This is a genomic window from Chitinophaga filiformis, from assembly GCF_021646545.1.
Lineage (GTDB): Bacteria > Bacteroidota > Bacteroidia > Chitinophagales > Chitinophagaceae > Chitinophaga > Chitinophaga filiformis_A.
Window position 1 is genome coordinate 193,015 of record NZ_JAKIRP010000014.1, and the last position, 22,536, is coordinate 215,550.

18 protein-coding genes are annotated in these 22,536 nt (G+C 45.1%); 8 read left to right on the forward strand and 10 right to left on the reverse strand.

Going from position 1 to position 22,536, the window contains the following annotated elements:
- The first annotated feature begins 200 nt into the window (after positions 1-200).
- A complete protein-coding gene (locus tag L3C95_RS27035) occupies positions 201-1,271 on the forward strand; it encodes a hypothetical protein (RefSeq protein ID WP_236392693.1) in 1,071 nt (356 codons plus the stop codon).
- A gap of 55 nt (positions 1,272-1,326) precedes the next feature.
- On the opposite strand, the gene glyA is transcribed toward L3C95_RS27035, so the two are convergent.
- Entirely contained in the window at positions 1,327-2,604 is a 1,278-nt protein-coding gene (gene glyA / locus L3C95_RS27040) for a serine hydroxymethyltransferase (RefSeq protein ID WP_236392695.1), read from the reverse strand.
- A 259-nt stretch (positions 2,605-2,863) separates the two neighbouring features.
- Here glyA and L3C95_RS27045 point away from each other — a divergent pair, with 259 nt between their 5' ends.
- Complete coding sequence (locus L3C95_RS27045) at positions 2,864-3,853, forward strand: sugar phosphate nucleotidyltransferase (protein WP_236392697.1); 990 nt, start codon at positions 2,864-2,866, stop codon at positions 3,851-3,853.
- Positions 3,854-3,862: 9 nt separating this feature from the next.
- Here the strand turns inward: L3C95_RS27045 and L3C95_RS27050 are convergent, their stop codons facing one another.
- Positions 3,863-4,855 carry a type II toxin-antitoxin system antitoxin SocA domain-containing protein gene (locus tag L3C95_RS27050; RefSeq protein WP_236392699.1) on the reverse strand — a complete coding sequence of 331 codons (993 nt, stop codon included), beginning with the start codon at positions 4,853-4,855 and terminating at the stop codon, positions 3,863-3,865.
- 4 nt (positions 4,856-4,859) lie between these two features.
- Positions 4,860-5,213, reverse strand: a complete 354-nt coding sequence (locus tag L3C95_RS27055) for a hypothetical protein (RefSeq protein ID WP_236392700.1) — start codon at positions 5,211-5,213, stop codon at positions 4,860-4,862.
- Between the two features lie 144 nt (positions 5,214-5,357).
- Between L3C95_RS27055 and L3C95_RS27060 the strand changes: the two genes are divergently transcribed.
- A complete protein-coding gene (locus tag L3C95_RS27060; protein ID WP_236392702.1) occupies positions 5,358-6,293 on the forward strand; it encodes an NAD(P)H-dependent flavin oxidoreductase in 936 nt (311 codons plus the stop codon).
- On the opposite strand, the gene L3C95_RS27065 is transcribed toward L3C95_RS27060, so the two are convergent.
- From L3C95_RS27065 to L3C95_RS27095, 7 genes are all read right to left on the reverse strand, one after another.
- Positions 6,290-6,961: a hypothetical protein gene (locus tag L3C95_RS27065; RefSeq protein ID WP_236392704.1), complete on the reverse strand. Its 672-nt coding sequence runs from the start codon at positions 6,959-6,961 to the stop codon at positions 6,290-6,292. The two genes, L3C95_RS27060 and L3C95_RS27065, sit on opposite strands and share 4 nt — an antisense overlap.
- 17 nt (positions 6,962-6,978) lie before the next feature.
- Positions 6,979-8,292, reverse strand: coding sequence for an ABC transporter permease (locus tag L3C95_RS27070; RefSeq protein WP_236392706.1), 1,314 nt, complete (start codon positions 8,290-8,292; stop codon positions 6,979-6,981).
- A gap of 58 nt (positions 8,293-8,350) precedes the next feature.
- On the reverse strand, positions 8,351-9,304 hold the full coding sequence (locus L3C95_RS27075) for an ABC transporter ATP-binding protein (protein WP_236392708.1): 954 nt from the start codon (positions 9,302-9,304) through the stop codon (positions 8,351-8,353).
- Between the two features lie 38 nt (positions 9,305-9,342).
- Complete coding sequence (locus L3C95_RS27080; protein WP_236392710.1) at positions 9,343-10,035, reverse strand: LytR/AlgR family response regulator transcription factor; 693 nt, start codon at positions 10,033-10,035, stop codon at positions 9,343-9,345.
- Entirely contained in the window at positions 10,032-11,540 is a 1,509-nt protein-coding gene (locus tag L3C95_RS27085; RefSeq protein WP_236392712.1) for a sensor histidine kinase, read from the reverse strand. Before L3C95_RS27085 ends, L3C95_RS27080 begins: the two co-directional genes overlap by 4 nt.
- Positions 11,541-11,609: 69 nt before the next feature.
- Positions 11,610-13,172: an NAD(P)/FAD-dependent oxidoreductase gene (locus L3C95_RS27090; RefSeq protein ID WP_236392714.1), complete on the reverse strand. Its 1,563-nt coding sequence runs from the start codon at positions 13,170-13,172 to the stop codon at positions 11,610-11,612.
- 103 nt (positions 13,173-13,275) lie between these two features.
- A complete protein-coding gene (locus L3C95_RS27095) occupies positions 13,276-13,659 on the reverse strand; it encodes a DUF3127 domain-containing protein (protein ID WP_106601811.1) in 384 nt (127 codons plus the stop codon).
- A 589-nt stretch (positions 13,660-14,248) separates the two neighbouring features.
- On the opposite strand from L3C95_RS27095, the gene dnaA reads away from it, so the two are divergent.
- From dnaA to L3C95_RS27120, 5 genes are all read left to right on the forward strand, one after another.
- Entirely contained in the window at positions 14,249-15,682 is a 1,434-nt protein-coding gene (gene dnaA / locus L3C95_RS27100; protein ID WP_106601812.1) for a chromosomal replication initiator protein DnaA, read from the forward strand.
- A 145-nt stretch (positions 15,683-15,827) separates the two neighbouring features.
- Entirely contained in the window at positions 15,828-16,376 is a 549-nt protein-coding gene (locus L3C95_RS27105; protein ID WP_236392716.1) for an RNA polymerase sigma factor, read from the forward strand.
- 59 nt (positions 16,377-16,435) lie between these two features.
- Positions 16,436-17,422 carry a FecR family protein gene (locus L3C95_RS27110; protein WP_236392718.1) on the forward strand — a complete coding sequence of 329 codons (987 nt, stop codon included), beginning with the start codon at positions 16,436-16,438 and terminating at the stop codon, positions 17,420-17,422.
- Positions 17,423-17,545: 123 nt separating this feature from the next.
- Positions 17,546-20,947 (forward strand): SusC/RagA family TonB-linked outer membrane protein, encoded by a 3,402-nt coding sequence (locus L3C95_RS27115; RefSeq protein ID WP_236392719.1) that lies wholly within the window; start codon positions 17,546-17,548, stop codon positions 20,945-20,947.
- Positions 20,948-20,968: 21 nt separating this feature from the next.
- Positions 20,969-22,483, forward strand: a complete 1,515-nt coding sequence (locus tag L3C95_RS27120; RefSeq protein ID WP_236392721.1) for a RagB/SusD family nutrient uptake outer membrane protein — start codon at positions 20,969-20,971, stop codon at positions 22,481-22,483.
- Positions 22,484-22,536 lie beyond the last annotated feature (53 nt).

A 22,536-nucleotide genomic window follows, 5' to 3' on the forward strand; every position in this document is an offset into this window, starting at 1 on the left:
GTACACTGTAAATGTATGAACCTTTTTTCCATAATTCCAAAAAAAATTATGGAGGGGGCAGAAAACTACTCCCTCGGATAAGTACTTTTCAGGGTCTTAACGTTTAGTTATCAACATCTTGCTATTGTAGAAGCATTTCTATACATTAAAACTTTTTAATAGGTTATATTTGCTTGTGGTTTAAACTAAAAATAACTCCTATGAAAGGCCCTATAGCAGCCTTGCTTTGTTTAAGCCTTTTATTTTCAGCGATTACGGCATCCGCGCAGTTCGTAAAAACGAAAGACCTGGAGAAGATGAAAAAAAGGACAAGGGTCCTGGTGGTGAAAGAAAAACCTGATAAGAAGATCTTAAAGCAACTCGCCCGTAGTTCGCCTGAAATGGCAAATGCATATAAGCAGGCTATCAAACAGTTAAATCAGGACTTCCCTGAAGCAGTCAGGCAATTCTGGACAGTGAACGGCAACGCAACTATTGAAGTGCGAACAGAAAAGGAAATTGAAAGAATCCGCAAGAAGAATGACAGGAGCAGCATTGTGATGGATTGTCAGTCTTTGCATGTCAAGCCTGGCGTAAAAAGCCGCTATTCCAAATACACGCGTACCTATACCAGCGCCCTCGTATGGCAGAAGGATAGTAAAGATCTCAGCATCCCGGTCATTAATATGACCTTTATAGAAAATGACCTTCAGTATCCTTTTTACATCCAGAACATGTCTGACAGGTTCCCGGATTTTGTTGATCTGGCGGTAGGTCTGCGCCTGGCCACCTTTGTCTTTAATGAGCAGCTGGACGGCAAATCTTCCACCATTCTGCAGAAAGAGATCAAACACAATGCGGTGCTGATGAAAGGTAAGACCCTGGTGTTGTGTAAGGAATGGCTGGACGAAACGTTTGAGGCCAAGACAGCCAAGCAGGACTATCCCTACCCCATCCGTTATGTGAACCAGGAGGAACTGGAAGGGTTGATCCGCAAGGACGTATACGATAGCGCGGTAGTGGCTTATGTACCTGCAGGTGTATTCTCCACTTTCGACCGTAATGCGCCCAGCATGGAAGTGCATGTACCGGTAGTTTTTGATCCGGTGAACGGGATGCCCCTTTGTCATTCTGATATCAGCGACCAGATGTTCCAGGCCTGGGGGTTTTCACTCATTCCCAGGATGGGAAAGACCGTCGTCGGGTTTAAAAAGATCCGGAATGAGGATATCCGGAACTTTGCGAAGTCCATCAATGAAGGAGAGGAAATAGATATTACCCGTATAAAATAACAGAAGCGCCTCACGGATTGTGAGGCGCTTCTTTTTTATCCTTATTCCTGATTGACTACAATTCAGGATACAGTGAGAACTGTTTCATAAAGTCGTTCACTGAACCTCTTACTTTGGTGATAAGCGCTTCATTATCAGCATCCATCAGCAATTCATCGATCCAGGATACTACCTGTGGCATGTGCTCTTCTTTCATACCGCGGGTGGTGATAGCTGGTACGCCAACGCGGATACCGGAAGTCACGAAAGCAGATTTGTCATCGAAAGGCACCATGTTCTTGTTCACTGTGATGTCTGCTTTTACCAGCACCTGTTCTGCCTTTTTACCGGAGATGTTCTTATTACGCAGGTCGATCAGCATCAGGTGGTTGTCGGTACCGCCAGACACGATCTCATAACCTTTCTCAACGAATGCCTTAGACATTGCCTGAGCGTTTCTGATGATCTGTTTTGCGTATACATCGTATTCGTCAGTCAGGATCTCGAAGAAAGAAACTGCTTTAGCAGCAATTACATGCTCCAGCGGACCGCCCTGAATACCCGGGAATACAGCGGTGTCGATCAGTGAGCTCATCATGCGGATCTCACCTTTTGGTGTTTTCAGACCGAATGGATTTTCAAAGTCTTTACCCATCATGATCAGACCACCACGAGGACCACGCAATGTTTTATGGGTAGTGGTAGTTACGAAATGACAATGTTCGAACGGAGAGTTCAGTAATCCTTTAGCGATCAGACCAGCAGGATGCGCGATATCTGCCATTACGAAGGCGCCTACCTGATCAGCGATCTGGCGGATGCGTTTATAATCCCAGTCACGGCTGTAAGCAGAAGCACCACACACGATCAGTTGAGGTTTTTCTTTCAGCGCGATCTCTTCCATTTTATCGTACTCTATCAGGCCGGTTTCTTTATTCACACCATAAGAGAATGGCTGATATAACTTACCTGAGTAGTTTACCGGAGAGCCGTGGGTGAGGTGACCGCCCATGCTCAGGTCCAGTCCCAGGATCTTATCGCCTGGTTTCAGTATAGCCAGCATTACGGCAGCATTTGCCTGCGCGCCGGAGTGTGGCTGTACGTTTGCATATTCTGCCTTGAAGATCTGCTTAGCCCTGTCAATAGCCAGTTGTTCGCTCTGGTCTACGATTTCACAGCCACCATAATATCTACGTCCCGGATAGCCTTCCGCATATTTGTTGGTCAGCACGGTACCCATAGCCTGCATTACCTGCAGACTGGTAAAGTTTTCCGATGCAATCAATTCAATGCCATGACGCTGGCGCTCCAGCTCCTGGCCGATGATATTAAATATTTGCAGATCTCTTTGCATTGTATGTACGTTGAAAATTTGGTGCAAAGGTAATCGAATTTGCGAATAGTGCATAGTGAATAAAGGATACCAGGTAGATTTTTTCGCTACAAAAACACATTAACATAGTTATAAATACTAGAAAAGTCCATCGTCCATAGACGATAGTTCAAGCTCCTGGCAACTGTTCCTGTTGTCCCTATGGACTATTTTCATTTTTTGTTCTACCTTCACGCCCTCGTACGAGAACGAGACGGATCATTTAAACTAACCTGCGTACATGAAGGCCATTATACCTGTAGCCGGTGCTGGCACCAAGCTACGTCCTCATACATATACACAGCCGAAAGCATTGATTCCCCTTGCGGGCAGAACTATATTAAGTATCATCATTGATCAGCTGGCGGAAGCTGGTATTACGGAATTCGTGTTTGTCATAGGATACCTGGGTGAGAAGATCCAGCACTACGTACAAAAGAAATATCCGCATTTGACCTGTCACTTTGTGCAGCAGAACAGTCGTGAAGGTACAGGGCACGCCATCCTGCTGACCAGGCAGGTAGTGCAGGATGATGAGATACTGATCGTACTGGGCGACACTATCTGTGAAGGCAACTTCCAGGAACTGATCGCCGCACCTGTGTCTATGCTCGGCCTGAAGAAAGTAGATGATCCCCGTAATTTCGGTGTGGCTGAATTGAATGAGGACCACAACATCATCCGGGTGGTGGAAAAACCACAGATCCCTAAGTCCAATCTGGCCCTTGTAGGGGTTTATAAAATAAAGGAAACCGCACAGCTATACGATTGCCTGGAACAGAATATCCTGAACCAGAAGAAGTCGCACGACGAATTTCAGCTGACAGACGCCCTCCAGTGTATGATAGAGCATGGCGTCACCTTCAAAACCTTCAAGGTAAGTAACTGGTTTGATTGCGGCCGCAAGGAAACGCTGCTGGAAACGAACGCGATCCTGCTGAGTAAATATAAAATGCCCGGCAATGGCTTTCCTTATGAGAATACGATCATTATCCCTCCGGTGAGTATTGCAGAGGGCTGTAATATCAAAAACTCCATTATCGGGCCTAATGTGGCAATCGGTGACAATACGGTGATTAACTATTCGATCGTGAAGGATTCGATTATCGGATCGTTCAGTAATTTGTATGAGGTGGTGTTGAAGTCGTCATTGATCGGTAGTGATGCGAATATTCGTGGTTTGAGCCAGAGTTTGAATATCGGGGATAATACGGAGATTGATCTGGGATGAAAGGATAGATCAGAAATGTTTTAGTTCAAAACTGTATTTATAACTGATAAGCCCTTTCTGTTTGATATTTTCCTTCCAGGCAGTTTCTTTGTGACTGATGTCTACGATCTGCCTGGTGGTTTTTCCTCCAAATCTTTTTGCCACTTTGGTTATTGTACCAATTTCTGTTTCATCAAAGAGACTGGCTTCCTGTGCCAGGTCTACTTTACCTTTCCACGAAATCAGCTCCCCAACCTCTTTTTCTATTATATCAATATAATGTTCATTGAACAGAAAATTATACATAGCACCATAATTTTGCGGGACCGGTCCCCACTCTATGGCGCGGTATGAAATTCCGGTTATACTGCGACCATAATGTTGATAATGGCTGAAATCTGCATAAAACAACAATTTGTTCATTCCTGTGACAAAAGGACTAATCAAATGCGCAAAATATCGTGTTATGTAGCCAATCTTTAATAAATTTCCTTTCCGGTAGCCGTTGAACTCATCAGGGTATTTGTTGGGAAATATATACCCCTGCATTAAAGAGGCAGCTGCATCTGTTTCTGCTGGAACCCGTTGCAGCTTTTTCTGCACTCTTTCAAATTCATGAGGTTCCAGCGAGTTTTTAGACAGGTCTAGCAGCTTATTAAATTCAGTTGCATCTTCAGCCATTCTTATCATTCGTCCTGTAGCTACGCTTGGCATTTCGCCGCTTTCATAATTCCGGTAGACGTTAGCTCCAAGACCCAGCACTTCACTCATTTTAGCAGCACTTAACGCATATTTCTCACGTATGTTCCGGATTTCATCTTTAAATGGAATACCATATTTTGCCCGGTATGTATTATGTACCTGATTAACGTTTAGAATATCCAGTTCTGTAGTAGTAAATTGTTCTCCACTATCCTCACACAGGTAATAATGATACACGATATCAAATGCCTCTTTGCGATATTCCAGCTTGCGGGTTTCTTGTATTAGTCGCACTTTGCCTCCGGTGAATGGACTTTTCATAATATTATCGTTTTTTAAAGGGGTAATTCATATGATGGGCCGCCAGGTGAAATGATATACATATCGCATTAGTTCCATTTACACCCATACTAATTTTTATATACACTTCCTGTCGTTTTATCATTTTTCCAAAAACCCACATTTCTGTACCTCCATATAGCTTTTCATCCAATGGGCCTTCACTATAGTCCTCCAATTCCAATCCTTTTAAGATCTCATTTCTGTATAATGGTGTAATATCCAATTCCAATAAACATTGCACATTTTTTCCTCTGTCATCTCTAAATATTACGCCCCATATACTCATTTTTGTTTTAAACTCCTGCAGAAATGAAAGAACTTTTTGGGATATATCCATAAGTATTTATTGGAATCAACAAAACAACTAATTAGTTGCAATATTACACCAAATAAACAAAATGTTCAACTTTTAAACCAAATCATTTTTCGTCTAAAAATATGCTTTGACTTATATTTGTTTCTATAGCTTATTTTCACTCCCATGAACCGCGTCACGCAACTATTCCACATACAGTATCCGATTATCCAGGCTGGCATGATCTGGGCCAGTGGCTGGCGATTAGCCAGCGCAGTAAGTAATGCAGGCGGATTGGGCCTGCTTGGTGCAGGCAGCATGTATCCTGAAGTATTGAGGGAGCACATTCAGAAATGCAAACAGGCAACCACACAACCGTTTGGTGTCAATATTCCGCTGTTATATCCGGACATTAATAAACTGATCGATATTGTCATAGAAGAACAGGTACCCGTTGTATTCACTTCTGCCGGCAATCCTAAAACCTGGACATCCACATTGAAAGCAGCCGGTATCACCGTTGTACACGTAGTATCCAGCGCTCTGTTTGCAGCCAAAAGCGAGGCAGCCGGCGTAGATGCAGTAGTTGCGGAAGGCTTTGAAGCTGGTGGACATAACGGTCGCGAAGAAACGACGACAATGGTGTTGATCCCTGCTGTATGTGAGAACGTGCAGATACCCGTTATTGCTGCCGGCGGCATTGGGTCTGGCAGAGCCATGACGGCGGCGTTTGCATTAGGAGCGGAAGGCGTGCAGGTGGGCAGCAGGTTTGTAGCTTCTCCTGAAGCATCTTCACATCCTCATTTTAAACAGGCTGTACTCGAGGCTAAGGAGGGAGATACCATGCTGGCCCTGAAAAAGCTTACACCCGTAAGATTGCTGAAGAATACCTTTTTTGAAGCGGTGAAGGCAGCTGAAGATAACGGCGCTGATCCGGAAGTATTAAAAGCCATGCTGGGACGTGCACGTGCAAAGACAGGTATGTTTGAAGGCAACCTCGAGGAAGGGGAACTCGAAATCGGGCAGGTAAGTGCATTGATACATACACTTAAACCTGCCGGAGATATCGTTAAAGAAATATGGGATGAGTTTAATGTAACGAGAAGCAATCTATGCCGCTAAATTCCCTGCAATAACTCAGGCGCTAGCCTGACACTTCTAATTATCTCTTCCAGCTTAGCCCTGACTAAACTTAAGGGATGGTTAGGGAATTGAGCATCATAATGCGCAGCTTCTGCAAGATTCATGAGAAATCCTTCAGTGACGGTTTTATCATAGGGATCTGCAGCCCAGCCAAGAATACGTCCTGTTTCATCATCAATTGAAATCGTGCCTGCTGCCATAAACTGAGGACTGATCATCGCTTCCCGCATACCGGTTGCTCCCTGTTCAATCGCCTGGACCTTGATCACATAGCTTCGATCCTCAAAAGGAATTGTCAAAGCCCCAATGTAAAGCACGCCTCTTTCTTCACGCGGTAATTTGAATATCGTTTCAATACAGCGTACGCCGTGTATATCTGTTATGTCTACCTGAATAAGCCCACCACCGCTTTGGGTTACCATTGGGCGGTAAAAATTCCTCAGTTCTTCTACAGGGCTATCGTAGGGTACATCTGGCGCCAACTCAAAATAATTGATTGAAAGCACCGCCGGAAATGAAGGATGCACCCATGATATTTCATCAGCATTCTGTGCCCGCTTCTTCCAGCCAAGGTCAGAAAATGATACAGCGTGAATACCGGCCTTTGGTTCCTGTCTGCCGAGTCCGAATAACTTTCTTAGATTCATTAACTATCAATATTTATTTACGCCTTCCTCCCAATCCATTTAATCGCCTCTTTCCACGTGATCTTCTTTCCATACATCAGTATACCCGTACGGTATATCTTGCCTGCCATCCACGTGGTGAACAGGAACCCTGCTATAAGCAGGCTGATTGACAATCCCAGCTGCCAGTAAGGTACTGTGCCGGGCACGCCGTAAGGTATGCGCGCCATCATCACCATGGGTGATGTAAATGGAATAATACTTCCCCAGAATGCCAATGGGCCTGTTGGGTTTTGTACAGAAGATATCATCACCATAATACCAATGATAATCGGTAATGTGATAGGAAATGTCAATGCCTGTGCATCGGTAGGGTCTTCATTCACCAGACTACCAACCGCTGCAAATAAAGCCGAATAGAAGAGGTATCCTCCGAGGAAGTAGAAGATGAAGCAGGTGATCACAACTGTCCAGTTAACACTTCCCACTACGAACTGGATCTTCTCCATTGCTTCCATGGCAGCAGCACTGCTGGAGCTTTGCATCATAGCGCCACCTTCACTCATGGCGCTTACAGTGTCGCCTGAAAGGAACAACGGTAACACCAGCTGCACACAAATAATCAGCACTACCCAGATCAGGAATTGCAGCAATCCAACCGCTGCTATGCCGATGATCTTTCCCATCATCAGCTGAAAAGGTTTTACACTGGAGATCATCACTTCTGCTATACGGCTCACCTTTTCCTCCATCACACCACGCATTACCGACATACCGAAAAACATAAGGATAATGTAAATGATAAACCCACTGGCATATCCAACACCGTAGGCAACCGCAGAACTTCCCTTCTTGCCCTCCTCCCCTGTTTTGAAATCAATGCTGATATCAGATTTCACAGCTTTCAACTGGTTGGCATCTATGTTCACTTTCTTCAGCCGTTCTTCTTCAATCAGATCATTCACGCGGCGCGTCAGGCGACTTTCAACTGCCAGGCCGGGCTGTGCATTGCTGTAGTAAGTGATGCCGGACGGACGGTCAATGTCCAGTTCCGGAATATAGAGCAGACCAGCGTAACCATAGTCGGCGTATTTATGCTGAAATGAATCCACACTGGTATTTAACAGGTATTTATAGTATACGCCTTTATCGTCGGGGAAACGGTTCATGAAAAGATGGCTGTCATCTATCACGGCAATACGTTTCTCTTCTTTTGTATTTGTTGCGATCAGAATAGGGATCACTACCATCGCGGCAAAGAACAGCGGCACCAGTAGTGTTACTACCAGGAAGGAGCGCTTCCTTACGCGGGTCATAAATTCTCTCTTTATTATCAGCCAGATTTTGTTCATAGAAATTAGGAGTAACGGGTTAGAAATAACGAATTTTCAGCGGTTAGGAATGACCAGATCAGGAATAAGCAGGTTGACTTTCATTGGCAGAGCCTACTGCTGCATTCGTCATCGAAGTGACCTGCTGAATAAATACCTCATTGATGGAAGGTAGTATTTCCTGGAAATAGGTAACAGGTATTTCCTGCCTGATGAAATGCATCAGGATATCGTTGGTTGTACTGCCTTCGCTGAGCTTCACAGTATAAGCAAGTCCCTCCTGTTTGATGATCGAAAAATGATAGGTAGCCATCTGTGCGAAGTTAGGCATGACACCTACGCCTATGCGGAACAGATGCTGCTTGAAATCCTGTTTGATCTGTTTTACTTCACCGTCCAGCAATTTCTTCCCCTGGTTTACTAGTACGATACGGTCGCATATTTCTTCCACCTGCTCCATTCTGTGGGTAGAAAAAATAATGGTGGTACCGTTCCGGCTGAGGTCAAATATTTCCTGCTTGATAAGATTGGCGTTGATAGGATCAAGTCCGGAAAATGGTTCATCGAGTATCAGCAATTCCGGGCTGTGCATAATGGTGGAAATGAACTGCACTTTTTGCTGCATCCCTTTACTCAGTTCCTCCACTTTTTTATTGTACCAGGTGTTGATCTCAAATTTATCGAACCAGTATTTGATCTTATTTTTTGCATCCTTTTCCGACATTCCTTTCAGCTGTGCCAGGTATAAGGCCTGTTCGCCCACCTTCATTTTCTTGTAGAGCCCTCTTTCTTCCGGCATATAACCGATGGAATGGATGTCTGTGCGGGGATCGAAAGGACGCCCGTTGAACAATATCTCCCCCTGATCAGGATAAAAGATACCAGTGATCATGCGCAGCAATGTTGTTTTACCAGCGCCATTAGGACCCAGTAATCCGAATATGCTGCCCTTGGGAATAACAAAACTGATATCGTCTACTGCCTTGTGAGTGGCATAGTATTTACGCAGATGTTTTATTTCTATGAGGTTCATAGAATAAATGTAAAAAAATAATATGAGAGAAAGGGAAATTACCTCAATATGCTCTCTGCTGCGTGGGCGTAGGCTGCGCCGATGCTGACAGGCACCTGGCCGATGTACAGACAGTTCCTGTCTGCTTTTTCAATTTTGTTGTTTGCTACGATGAATGACCGGTGTACACGGGTAAACTTATCTGGTGGCAACAGGGCCAGGGCTTCCTGCATGGACAGACGGGAAAGGATGCGTTTATCTTTCAATACAAAACTGATGTAATTACCGGCACTCTCCAGGTACAGGATATCATCAAACGGAACCTTATATTGTTCATAACCACTCTTGATCATGATATGAGCAGGCACATCTGATTTCTGACGTTGTTGTATCAGCTCTTGCAACCCCTTTGCTTTGTTGCATGCTTTCAGGAAGCGTTCAAAAGAAAATGGTTTCAGTAAGTAGTCGAGTGCATCCAGTTCAAAACTTTGCACCGCATGTTCGGAGTAAGCAGTGGTAAATATCACCATAGGTCCGCCAGGCAGGGTGGTCATGAGTTCCAGACCGGAGATGTCGGGCATGCGTATGTCGAGGAAAAGCAGGTCTACTTTTTCCAGTTGCAGGTATTCCAGTGCCTTGAACGGATCAGTGAAATAACCTTTGATCTCCAGGAAAGGAACCTGTGCAGCATGTGTACGTATGACGGACAACGCTACCTGTTCATCGTCTATAGCAATCGCAGTTAACCTCATACTATTTCAATGGTAAGATGTACAAAATATTCGGTAGCTGTTTCCCGGATGTTTAACTCATGCTTATCGGGATACAACAATGTCAGACGCTGCCGTACATTGACCAATCCGATTCCCATGCTGTCTTTTTCTACCTCAACGGCCCTGTTGGCGTGTACGGTATTATATACATCAAAATAGATCTTATCTGGTGTGCAGGATAAAGATATTGTAATACGCGATTTGCTGCGCAGGCTGATGCCATGTTTAAACGCATTCTCCACGAAAGGGATCAGTAGCATCGGCGCTATTTCATGATCGCAATGGGCATCATTTATATTGATCTCGATGTGTATGTCCGGCGCTCCCTGTGCACGTAAGCGTTGCAGTGCAATGTAGTTTTCCAGGTAAGCTATTTCTTTGGTGAGAGATATACGTTCCAGCAAATTATCATGCAACATGAACCGCATCATATCGCCCAGTTTCTGTATGCCTTCGCTGGTAGAAGATGCTTTTTCCGCCAATGCAGTTCCATATAAAGTATTTAATGCGTTGAAGAGAAAATGCGGATTGATCTGCCAGCGTAAAAAGTCAAGTCCTGTTTCAGACTGATCAAGCGCCTTACGTAATCCGAGGATGGTATTATCGCGGGACTGCCGCATGTTAAAGATCCACAACGATAATGGCAGCACCAGAAACAGGGAACCGGCATATAAAGCAAAGCAGAACGCCAGTAATGCCTGCGCCTGGATATGGTGATCTATGATCCAGAAGAGTGGGAGCAGCGCTAAAACTGATATGGAGACAAATGCTGTATCTCTTATCAATATACGGAGGTTCTGATGAAGGCGGTAACGGGGAAGCAGGCGATACTGTAATATGTGATATGTACTGCCATAGTACAAACCAATGAAAAACATAAAAACACCTTTTTCAATCGTTCTTCTCCCCGGTAATATCAGGGTAATTGCTGCCAGCAAAAGCAGCATAGTGATCAGCTCCACGATCACCTGGTTGAACCATGGCTTCTTAGAGATCCTGGGGTGTAGTTGCTGAAAGTATAGATACCTTACAGCATAATATAATGCGTATAAGGTGGCGTAAAAAATTGTAATGATAAAAGCTGATTTTGCGCAATGCATGTGTACACCACGTACAGTTTTGTATACGCCAAACAAATAGCCGTTATACCAGGTAGAGGCGACCATTATCGTCAGGAATATCGCCCCGCAGGTGATTATTAATAAGGGCACGCCCATCTGCCAACGTCCTTTCTCAAAGAATGAGGGAATGACCCAGGTGTTTACACTCAGGAAAGCGAGGTATACAACTGTAATATGTGCAAGCAATGGTAACAGGTAATGTTTATAATAATCGAATACCTGGTGATATCTGGCGAACTTCTCACCATATTCATGTTGCAGCTCAAATACGTTATAAGAGACGCTCTTATATAAAAGAGAGAATATGATCAACAGGAAAAGCCCTGTTGCAACACCTAGTTCTGTTTTTCTTAGCTGGTTCATAAGGATAAAACTTTCGGCAATGATAGTTATCCCTTTTACACTTTTTTAAAAAGTGTGATAAAACGGATACTATGCGTGATAGAAAGCCACAATCCGCTCTGCTACCCGTTCTCCATCCATAGCGGCCGACACAATACCGCCTGCATATCCGGCTCCTTCACCACAAGGGTACAAGCCGCTGATCTGGGGATGCATCAGCGTATCATCTTCACGGGGGATGCGTACAGGAGAAGAAGTGCGGGACTCTGTAGCTACAAGAATAGCATCAGCAGTATAATATCCCTTCATCTTACGGCCAAACGCTTTAAAGGCGGCAGCCAGTCGTTGGTGTACACTAACGGGCAGGACATCACGGAGATCAGCACTGTTTACACCAGGTAAATAAGAGCAGGGAGGTAAGGTTGCAGAAAGCTTATTGTGCACGAAATCGGTCATCCGTTGAGCGGGCGCAACAAATTGTCCGCCGCCGGCAGTAAAGGCATCGCGCTCTACCATCTGCTGATAATACATAGCGGCCAGCGGCCCTTTATCTGCAAAAGGTGCAAAGTCAGTTTCATCAACGGTGACTACCATTCCGGAATTAGCGTAGGGGTTATCTCGTCTTGAAGGAGACCATCCATTTACGACGAGTTCTCCGGGGTCTGTCGATGCTGGCGCAATGATGCCACCGGGACACATACAGAAAGAGAACACGCCTCTTCCTTCCACCTGCTCAACAAGACTATAGCTGGCTGGGGGTAAGTACTCATTTCTCGTCGGACAATGATATTGTGCACTGTCAATTAATGCCTGCGGATGTTCTACACGCACACCCAATGCAAATGGCTTGGCAGTGATAAAAATATTTTTCTGATGCAACAAACGGAAGATGTCTCTTGCAGAGTGGCCTGTAGCCAGGATTACCTGCGATGCGGAGAAGGTTTGTCCGTCGGCGGTGCTCACACCCGTTACCTGATTATTCCTGGTTAAAATATCAGTTACTTTTTGTTCAAATAGTACCATACCACCGCTATTGATGATCTGCTCACGCATAGCGACAATAATATGTGGTAATTTATTAGTACCTATATGGGGGTGTGCATCATACATGATCTTTTCGGTGGCACCGAAATGGACAAAGATGCTGAGTATACGGTTTATGTCGCCACGTTTATTGGAGCGTGTATATAATTTACCGTCAGAATAAGTACCGGCGCCACCTTCACCGAAGCAGTAGTTGGACTCGGGATTAACAACTCCTGTCTTATTTAATGCAGCAAGGTCTCTCCGTCTTGCCCGTACATCCTTACCACGCTCCAGTACTATGGGTCTGATACCTGCTTCTATCAGGCGAAGCGCTGCGAACAAACCTGCAGGGCCTGCGCCTACAATGATTGCCTGGGGCGCATTTGCAGGCAATATATCATATATGGGTATGATACGTTCCCTTTCCTGGAAAGGCTCATTCACGAACACTTTAATAGTAAGCATGAAATAAACCTGCCTGGAACGGGCGTCAATAGAGCGTTTGAGCAGATGGAAGCCGGTGATGGCGGAAGACTTTACACCAAGAGCAGCAGCAGCCTCCCCGATAATGGTGGTGTCGGAAGCCGCCTGGGAAGGCAACAATTTGAGAGAGAGTTGTTGAATCATATGGACAATGGTTAGGTAGTTATCCTAACAATTGAAAACGGATACCCGTATTTCAGGTATCCGTTTCCAGTTATTTTGTTAACGAGTTGTTATTGTCAGGGCATTAAAATGGCAGATCATCAGCCTGAGCACCTCCGGAAGATACTTCCTGGGAAGTATTGTAATTAGGCATTGAGTCTGTAGAAGATCCGCCTGCCACAACAGATTCCATGCGCCATGCATCAAGGTTTGTGATGTAATTCACCCTGCCGTCCTTTTCCCAGCGGGTGCCTTTGATGTTGAAGTAAACCTTCACGGTTTCACCTTCATTGAAGCGATCTACGATAGCAGTTCTGTCCTGCACCGCCTGGAACTTGATGTAGTTGTTTATAACGCGGCCATTGATATCATCAGACTTTTCGATAACGAACTCCCTGGTTTTAAAGGTTTCGCTACGCTGCATCGTATTATACTTCACGATCAGTTTTCCGGTTATTTCAAAACTCATATAAAAATTTTTAGCTGTTCAGAGGGCCAAAGATAGGCTTTTTAGCAGAAGTCCCACGCAATAAAATTTAAAACAGACAGTTATAAAAGAAGTCTCACAACGTGCGGGCGCGTATATAATAATTTTGCATGGTATTTGCTAACCTAAAGGACATTTTTTTAAATGCAATTACTAACATAGTTTTGCACCCCCGCAATGGAATTATTAACATTCGGAGCGATCATTTCTAATGATCAAAAAGTAGCTTGTAGTTGTATACTATAGTATTTTATCAGTAAGTACACATATCTATGACAAACAAGTTAACGTCAACTGGAAAAGCCTGGCTATCAAAGCAGTGCAGTACTGACTTTCATCATGTTAAAATGACAAAAAAACTAGGTCAAAAAAGAGAATAAAAACAGCGAAAAACAGAGGCGACAAACTGTTATCAGAGAAACAAAAACAAGGGGAGATAAATTTTTTTTTTCAACATTTTCTACTGATATTCGTCGTCCTGTCTGAAAATCTATCAGCCCCCCACGTTGATAAGATTTACAATTCGAGAACAATCCTTAATTTAAGAACAACATTAATTTACAATAGCTCAATGAATAAAACTTGCGAACAAGTTTGGGAAAGGTGTCTTAATATAATTAGGGATATTGTGGAATGGCAGCCATTTAAAACCTGGTTTGAACCCATTAAACCCATCCAGCTTGAAAACAATGTTTTAACCATTCAAGTGCCTAGCCAATTCTTTTATGAATACCTGGAAGAGCACTATGTGGGACTGCTTGGAAAAACTATCAAACGCGAACTGGGAAAAGAGGCACGACTTGAGTATCGCATTGTGGTGGAAAACGGTACTCCTCACCAGCATCCGAAAACAGTAAACATGCCTGGACAGTTTACAAACAGCAAGAAGGACAGCGAGGTAGATTTTCCGTTAACCATACAGAATCCTGTAAAGAATCCTTTTGTCATTCCAGGCATCAAACGCGTACAGATCGATTCACAACTGAACCCGCACTATACGCTGGAATCTTTTATTGAAGGTGACTGTAATCGTGTAGCACGCAGAGCTGGTAAAACTGTTTCTGAAAAACCGGGTGGTACATCATTCAATCCTTTGGTGATATATGGTAGTGTTGGTCTTGGTAAAACCCACCTTGCCCAGGCAATAGGAAATGAAGTAAAACGCATTCATCCTAACAAGGCTGTATTATATGTAAGTGCTGAGAAATTCATCAATCAGTTTATTGATCACTCCAAGAATAGTATCATCAATGATTTTATTCACTTCTATCAGTTAATAGATGTATTGATCGTAGATGATATACAATTTTTTGCGCGTGCAGAAAAAACTCAGGATGCATTCTTTGCCATCTTCAACCATCTGCATCAATCCGGTAAACAACTTATCTTAACTTCAGATAAACCGCCAAAAGATCTGGACGGTTTACAGGAAAGACTGCTGAGCCGTTTCCGCTGGGGCTTAAGCGCTGACATGCAGATGCCGGACTTCGAAACACGTATGGAAATTCTTGAAATGAAAATGCGTAACGATGGTCTGGAAATGCCAAAAGAAGTTGTAAAGTATGTTGCATATAATATACAGAACAACGTACGTGAACTGGAAGGCGCACTGATCTCCCTGCTGGCCCAGTCCTCTCTTAACAGAAAAGAGATCGATCTGGAACTGGCGAAACGTGTACTGAAATCTTTCGTAAAGACCTCTTCCAAAGAGATCACCATCGAGAGCATACAGAAAATGGTATGCGAATATTTCGATGTGCCTTACGATAAGTTGTTACAGAAAACACGTAAACGTGAAATAGTACAGGCACGGCAGATCACCATGTACCTGGCTAAATCATTTACCAAGAATTCTCTTAAGACCATCGGGGAACATTTTGGCGGACGCGATCACACTACTGTCATCCACTCCTGCCAGACTGTAAAAGACCTGATGGATACTGACAATACATTCCGTGACAATGTAATTGAACTGCAGCAGAAAGTACAACTGGCTGCCATGTAATGAATTCCCCTATATACCTAACTTATTTGTCCCGGGTAAATAACCCGGGATTTTTTTTATTGTATTACACCCTGTTTAACAATTTCATAATTTAGAGCAGCTACAGCAGTACATAACAACCAATAACTTTGTGACACGTTATTCTATGTCAAAAGAAGGTCAATACACTTTATGGCGTTCCATCCGGACAGGCAATGAAACTGCCTTCCGCCAGCTGTTCGAAGAATACTGGGAACCGCTCTTCACCTATGCCTGTAAGATCACCAGGGACCATTCCCTGGCTCAGGATAGTGTACAAGGCCTCTTTATCCATCTTTGGGAAAAACGTGACGTCCTGCCCGATGTAACTGCCATCCTGCCATATCTTCGTAGCGCGCTTAGAAACAGGCTGCTCAACGCCCTCCGCGACGAGCACGTCTATCAGAAACACGTCGACATCTTCACACAGGTACTTGATACCAATGCGCCTTCTTCCTCCGATCAGCTGCACCTTAAAGAAACCGAACAACAACTGCTGCTCTCCATCAACCGTCTTCCCGGTAAAATGAAAGATGTGTTCTATCTCCACAGGATGGAAGACCTCTCGGTAGCCGAGATCGCTTGTAAGCTGGGTACCTCCCCACAAACTATCCGGAACCAGCTCAATACTGCCATGCAACGCCTGCGGAATGGCTGGAAGACCATCGCCGGCTAATCTTTATATTACCGAATTGTTAACGCCGGGTGGTCCAATAGTTAAAACACACATTTCCCGTGTCTTACTATAAACCACAGAACAGTTTGGACAAAGGGACACTATTAGCACTACTGGAAAAATTCCGTCAGGGCGAATGCACCCCGGAAGAAGAAGCACTTCTATCTGCATGGCTGGATGCCCTGGAACGGGACAGCGATGTACCCAAACTATCAGCTACCGAGATGCAGCAGATCAAAGAGAACATGCAGCAGCAGATATGGCCTGATCCCGCTATCCGCCCCCGCCGCATAGGACTGCGTATCGCCAGAGTAGCAGCAATAGTGGTCCCGCTCATTATCGGAGGGTATTTCACACAACAGTATCTTACACGTCCTTCCCGGCAATTGTCACACACTTCCATTGACTGGAAGACAGTAAAAAATACCGGCAGACAATTACAGCAGATCGTACTGCCGGATAATACAGTAGCAGTACTAGGGCCTTACAGTACGATTCATTATCCTGCGCAATTCCCGGCCAATGCAAGGCCGGTTAAGCTGACCGAGGGCAAGGCCTTCTTTGATGTCGTAAAAGACACAAGGCCATTCAGCGTTGAAGATAACAGTGGTGTACGCACTACTGTACTGGGCACCTCTTTTACCGTAGAGGCCAGCAACGCCCTGCATATATCGAGAGTTGCAGTTGCTACCGGCAAGGTGCAGGTAGAACGCCAGGGCACAAAAACGGCTACCCTGGGGCCATCACAAAGACTAACATTCAGTGAACAAGCTGTAAAGCAGGACAGCGTTGCGGCCAACGACCTACTGGCATGGACAAAAGGAGAGATCATACTACGCAATGCCACTTTACAGGATCTACTACTAACCATAAAAAATCAATACGGTATCACAGCTACCACAGCATTGGACGTACATCAGGGGAATTACACATTGCACATTCCCGCTACAATGACTTTGCAGGAAGTCCTGGACATTATTGAAAAAATCAGTTACAGACCAAAAATTCATTTCAGTATGCAGCACGATCAGCTTCTGGTTAATTAAGGCAATCAGGAATTGACCTTTGTGGTTTAATTCCCCCGTTCTTAATGCCAATCCTTCATTCCGCAGACTGCTTCCATTCCGGTGGAACAGCCATACGCATGCCTTTACCTTAATCCTTAATATATGCAAAAAAACACTTTACAATTCTCTCTACGGCTTCGCTCAGCATTCCTCGCGGGACTTGCGTTGCTCGTACTGGCGTCAACCGCCTTCGCCTCGCATACCAATGCACAGGCACTGCAAAAGATCCTGCAGCGTTTCCAGGTGCAGCAAGGCAGTCTTTCCTATGCACTGAAGCAACTGGAATCAAAAGCGCAGATCAGCCTTGCTTACGATGAAGCGGCACTGCAAAAGATACAGGTGCGTGCAAACACTTATCAGAAGAAATCAGTGATCAGCATCCTGCAGGACCTGCTGAGCCAATCCACGCTTAAATTTGAAGAAAAGTACAACACCGTATTGATCTATGACAGCGCTTCCATTGCTCCGGTTAATACCCTGCAGCCAGCGGAAGAAAAGATCACACTCACAGGTGCGGTATATGACAATAATGGTCCGCTGATCGGCGCTACTGTCATGGTCAAGGGAACCAATACCGGTACCGGTACAGATGCCTCTGGTCATTTTAAACTGTCCGTAGCTGCTAATGACAACCTGGTATTGGTGGTAAGCATGATCGGTTTTAAAACACAGGAGATTGCAGTTGGTACACAACGTAGCTTTCAGATCGTACTGGCCGAGAACAGTCTTAACCTGAACCAGCTGGTAGTAGTTGGTTATGGTACTCAACGTAAAGCCACCGTATCTGGTGCAGTTGCAGATGTTCAGCTGGACAAACTCACGTCCCGTTCACTGAACAATGCTACAGAAGCATTACAGGGTAAAGCACCCGGTGTGATCATCCAGAACAATGGTGGCGACCCTACCTCGAATCCTACTGTTTATGTGCGTGGTATGGGTGGTATCAACGGCGAATCTGCACTGTATATCGTAGATGGTTCTATCTACAACGGTGGTCCTATCAACCCGAATGATATAGAATCTATCAACGTACTGAAAGATGCATCTGCCGCTATCTACGGCGCCAGGGCTTCCGGCGGTGTGATACTGATCACTACCAAAAAAGGAAAGGAAGGTACTGCTACTGTAACTCTCGATGCGAAAACCGGCTGGCAGTTCGCAGCTAAAAAGCTGGACGTACTGAATGCAAAGCAATTTGCTGATGTAGAAAACATCGCATACACTGCAGCAGGCATTGCGCCGGCAGATGCTTTTAATGCTACCATATATCCTGACGGACAGATCACACGCACAGACTGGCAGGATGAGATCTTCCGTACCGGTAAGATCCAGGACTACAATGTCGGCGTAAAAGGCGGTAATGAAAAAAGCAGATATTATATGAGCTTTGGCTACCGTCGCAATGAAGGTATCCTGCTGAACACACATGCTGAGCGTTATACGTTCCGCATGAATTCAGATGCACAGATAAAGCCATGGCTGAAAATAGGTGAGAACCTCTCCTTTACCTACAATAACGGCAATGGTGCGAACACCACCAGCCCTTATACCGGCGCTATCTTTACTGCACTGGGTTATCCACGCAATATTACGCCGTACACTTCTACAGGCGCGTTCAGCGGTATGCCGATCGCTTATGCCGGTTCATACGGAGATCTGGCCAATCCGGTTGCGATCCTCACAAGGATGGATGACAAAACACCGGTGACCAACATCGCCATCAATCCTTACGCTGAGGTAAAACTGACAAAAGACCTGGTATTCCGGTCTAACTTTTCAGTTACCAAATCATTCAGTGATCAGAAAACCTTCACCACCCGCGCACTGGAGATCGGTAAGATCAATACCAGTAACGGGCTCAATCAAAACATCGACAACGGCACCAACATCCTGTCTGAACAGACATTAACATACACCAAACAATTTGCTGGTGTACACAACATCAGTGCTGTAGCTGGTTATACCTATCAGCACGACGACTATACCTTTCTGTATGTATCTGCCAGTGCTTTCGGCGATGAGCGGGATGTTTATCGCTATTTTGACAACGCAGGCGCCTGGGCAAAACCATCCAGCGGCAGAACACAGACTGCACTGGAAGCCATGCTGGGCCGTATTAACTACGACTACAAAGGCAAATATCTCCTGACGGTACTGGGTCGTCGTGATGGTAGCTCGCTCGTAGGTGCGCATAACCGCTACCAGAATTACTACTCTGTTTCCGGCGGATGGGTACTGACAGAAGAAGATTTCTTACATAAGAACGATGTGCTCAGCTTCATGAAGGTCCGCGCCAGCTATGGCCTGCTGGGTAACCTGGCAAGTCTTCCTGCCAATGTTATCAACATTAATCTGAAATCAGTGAATATATACACCGGCGCCAACGGTACTCAAACCACAGGTCTTGCAGAAGATGCTTTATCCAATCCTAACCTGACATGGGCCAATTCCCGTCAGCTGAACTTCGGTACAGATCTCGCCTTCTTCAAGAACAGCCTGTCCATCACTGCCGACTACTTCATCAAGAACACGGAGAAAATGATCATGCAGGTAGATCCGCCAAGTACTGCAGGTGTAAGCACCGGCATGTACAAAAACATGGGTAAAGCACGTGATAGAGGTATTGAACTGGGTATTAACTACAATGGTAAAATCGGAAAAGACTTCACATTCGGTATCGGCGCTACCGCTACAGCCATCAAGAATAAACTGATCGAACTGCAACCTGGTCTGAACGAAGTAGTGTCCTCTTCCAATATCAACGTACGTAGTACGCTGAACCCGATCGTAACACGTGTAGGTCATGAGATCTATGCTTATAACGTGATCAGAACTGACGGCATCTTCCAGACACAGGAAGAGATCAACAACTACGTGAACAAAGACGGAGGACTGATCCAGCCAAACGCAAAACCGGGCGACCGTAAATTTATCGACCAGCCTGATAAAAATGGCGTTCGTGATGGTGTGATCAACAACAACGACAGACAAGTAGTGGGCAGCCCATTCCCTGATTTCAGTTATGGCCTCAGCCTGAATGCCAGCTACAAAGGATTTGACCTGAACGTCTTTGCACAGGGTGTACAGGGTAATAAGCTGTTCAATGCCCTGAAATATACCAACATGAACCCCAGCATTGGTACCAATTACAACATGCTGACCGGTATCCTGAATGCATGGACGCCAACAAATACCAACACAGATGTAACCCGTATTATTTCTACCGACAAGAACGGTAACTACGGTAACACTTCCGACTGGTATATAGAAAACGGCTCCTACCTGCGTATCAAAAACATCACACTGGGTTATACCTTACCAACCAGCCTGACCAACCAGGCACATATCGGTGCGGTAAGATTGTATGTTACCACTACCAACCTGTTCACCTTTACCAAATACACCGGTTACGATCCGGAAGTGGGTATGGACGAACTGGGCATCGACAAAGGCCGTTATCCACAGGCTAAGAATGTGCTGATCGGACTGAACGTTAATTTCTAATACACACAAACGACGATTACAATGAAGCAATTAATAAAACATATCACCCTCTCCCTGGCAGGTCTTTCCCTGCTGGCGGCCTGCAATAAAAAGCTGGACATTACTCCCGAAGGAGCGCCTACTACCGGCAACTTCTGGCAAACGGAAAGTGACGCCATCGCCGGCGCCAATGCCATGTACAACCTGTTTGACGATGAGAACTTCTACGGCCGCGGCTACTGGTGGTTCATCAACGCCAGCGATGACATGGTAACCGGCCGTGTAAAAGCAGAAGGCGATAATATCAAAAACTTCAACAGCAATTTCATTGGTGGTTCCTATACCGAAGGACAATGGAAGATGAGATACATCGTGATCAAACGTGCCAATGATGTGATCATGCATGTGCCTTCCATCAATATGGATGAAAAACTGAAGAACCGTGTTCTCGGAGAAGCATATTTCTTCAGTGGTCTGATGTACTTTGAACTGGCTTACACTTATGGCGATGCACGTGCCGGTGTTCCTATTGTAAAACGCGACAGCCTCACCGGCGACCAGCCTATTCCACGTGCTGCGAACGTGAACCTGGTATATGAGTATGTAGAGAAGGAATTGTTGAAAGCTGCTAGTCTGCTGCCTTACTTCAATGAATATAGCAGCGATCTGTATGGTCGTCCGCATAAAACCGCGGCTTATGCATTCCTCAGCAAAATGTTCCTTTACAAAAAGGATTATGCCAATGCGGAGAAATATGCCGACTCTGTTATCCTGAGTGGTAAACATAAACTGCTGGACAACTTCGCAGATGTATTCACGATTGCCAACAACTGGACAAGCGAATATATCTGGTCAGTATATTCCAACTCAAAAGGCCCAAGCGGCTGGGGTAGCATCCTGCCAGGTGTTATGCTGGAAAACAAAGGCTGGGGTAAATACAATGGCTGGGGATATTATATGCCTACCAAAGAACTGTATGACTCTTACGAAGCTGGCGACAAAAGAAGGGAAGCGACTATCCTGAAACCAGGCGATCAGTTCACCTTTTATGGCGAAGCCAGAGAGTATGCTTCTACCAATAGCCTGTCAGGCTACCAGTTCCGTAAATACATGGAGCCATTCTCTTATGCTGCCGGCGCTCACCTGAGCCCTAACGGAGACCATCCGACCACAGACCTGAACCTGCCACTGATCCGTTACGCAGAAGTGCTGCTGATCAAAGCCGAAGCGGAATTGATGCAGGGCAAGAATGCAGACAAAGAGATCAATATGATCAGGCATCGCGCTGGTCTGACAGATGTGACCAATGCAGACATGACCGAACTGAAAAAACAACGCCGTTCCGAACTGGCTGGCGAGTGGGCGAATCACCACTTCGACCTGGTGCGCTGGGGCGATGCACAGGCGGCTTATGCTAAACCATTACACGGCTACAGTGGTGCTGAAATATGGCCTGCACGTAACTTCAATCCTGCCATCCACAATGTATGGCCGGTACCAAGAAGTGAAGTGACCAGCAGCAATGGTGTTGTAAAACAGAATGCCGGCTGGGAATAATATCTTTTCAATTTAATAATTAGGAATTAAGGACCAGGAGTATTAATATTCCG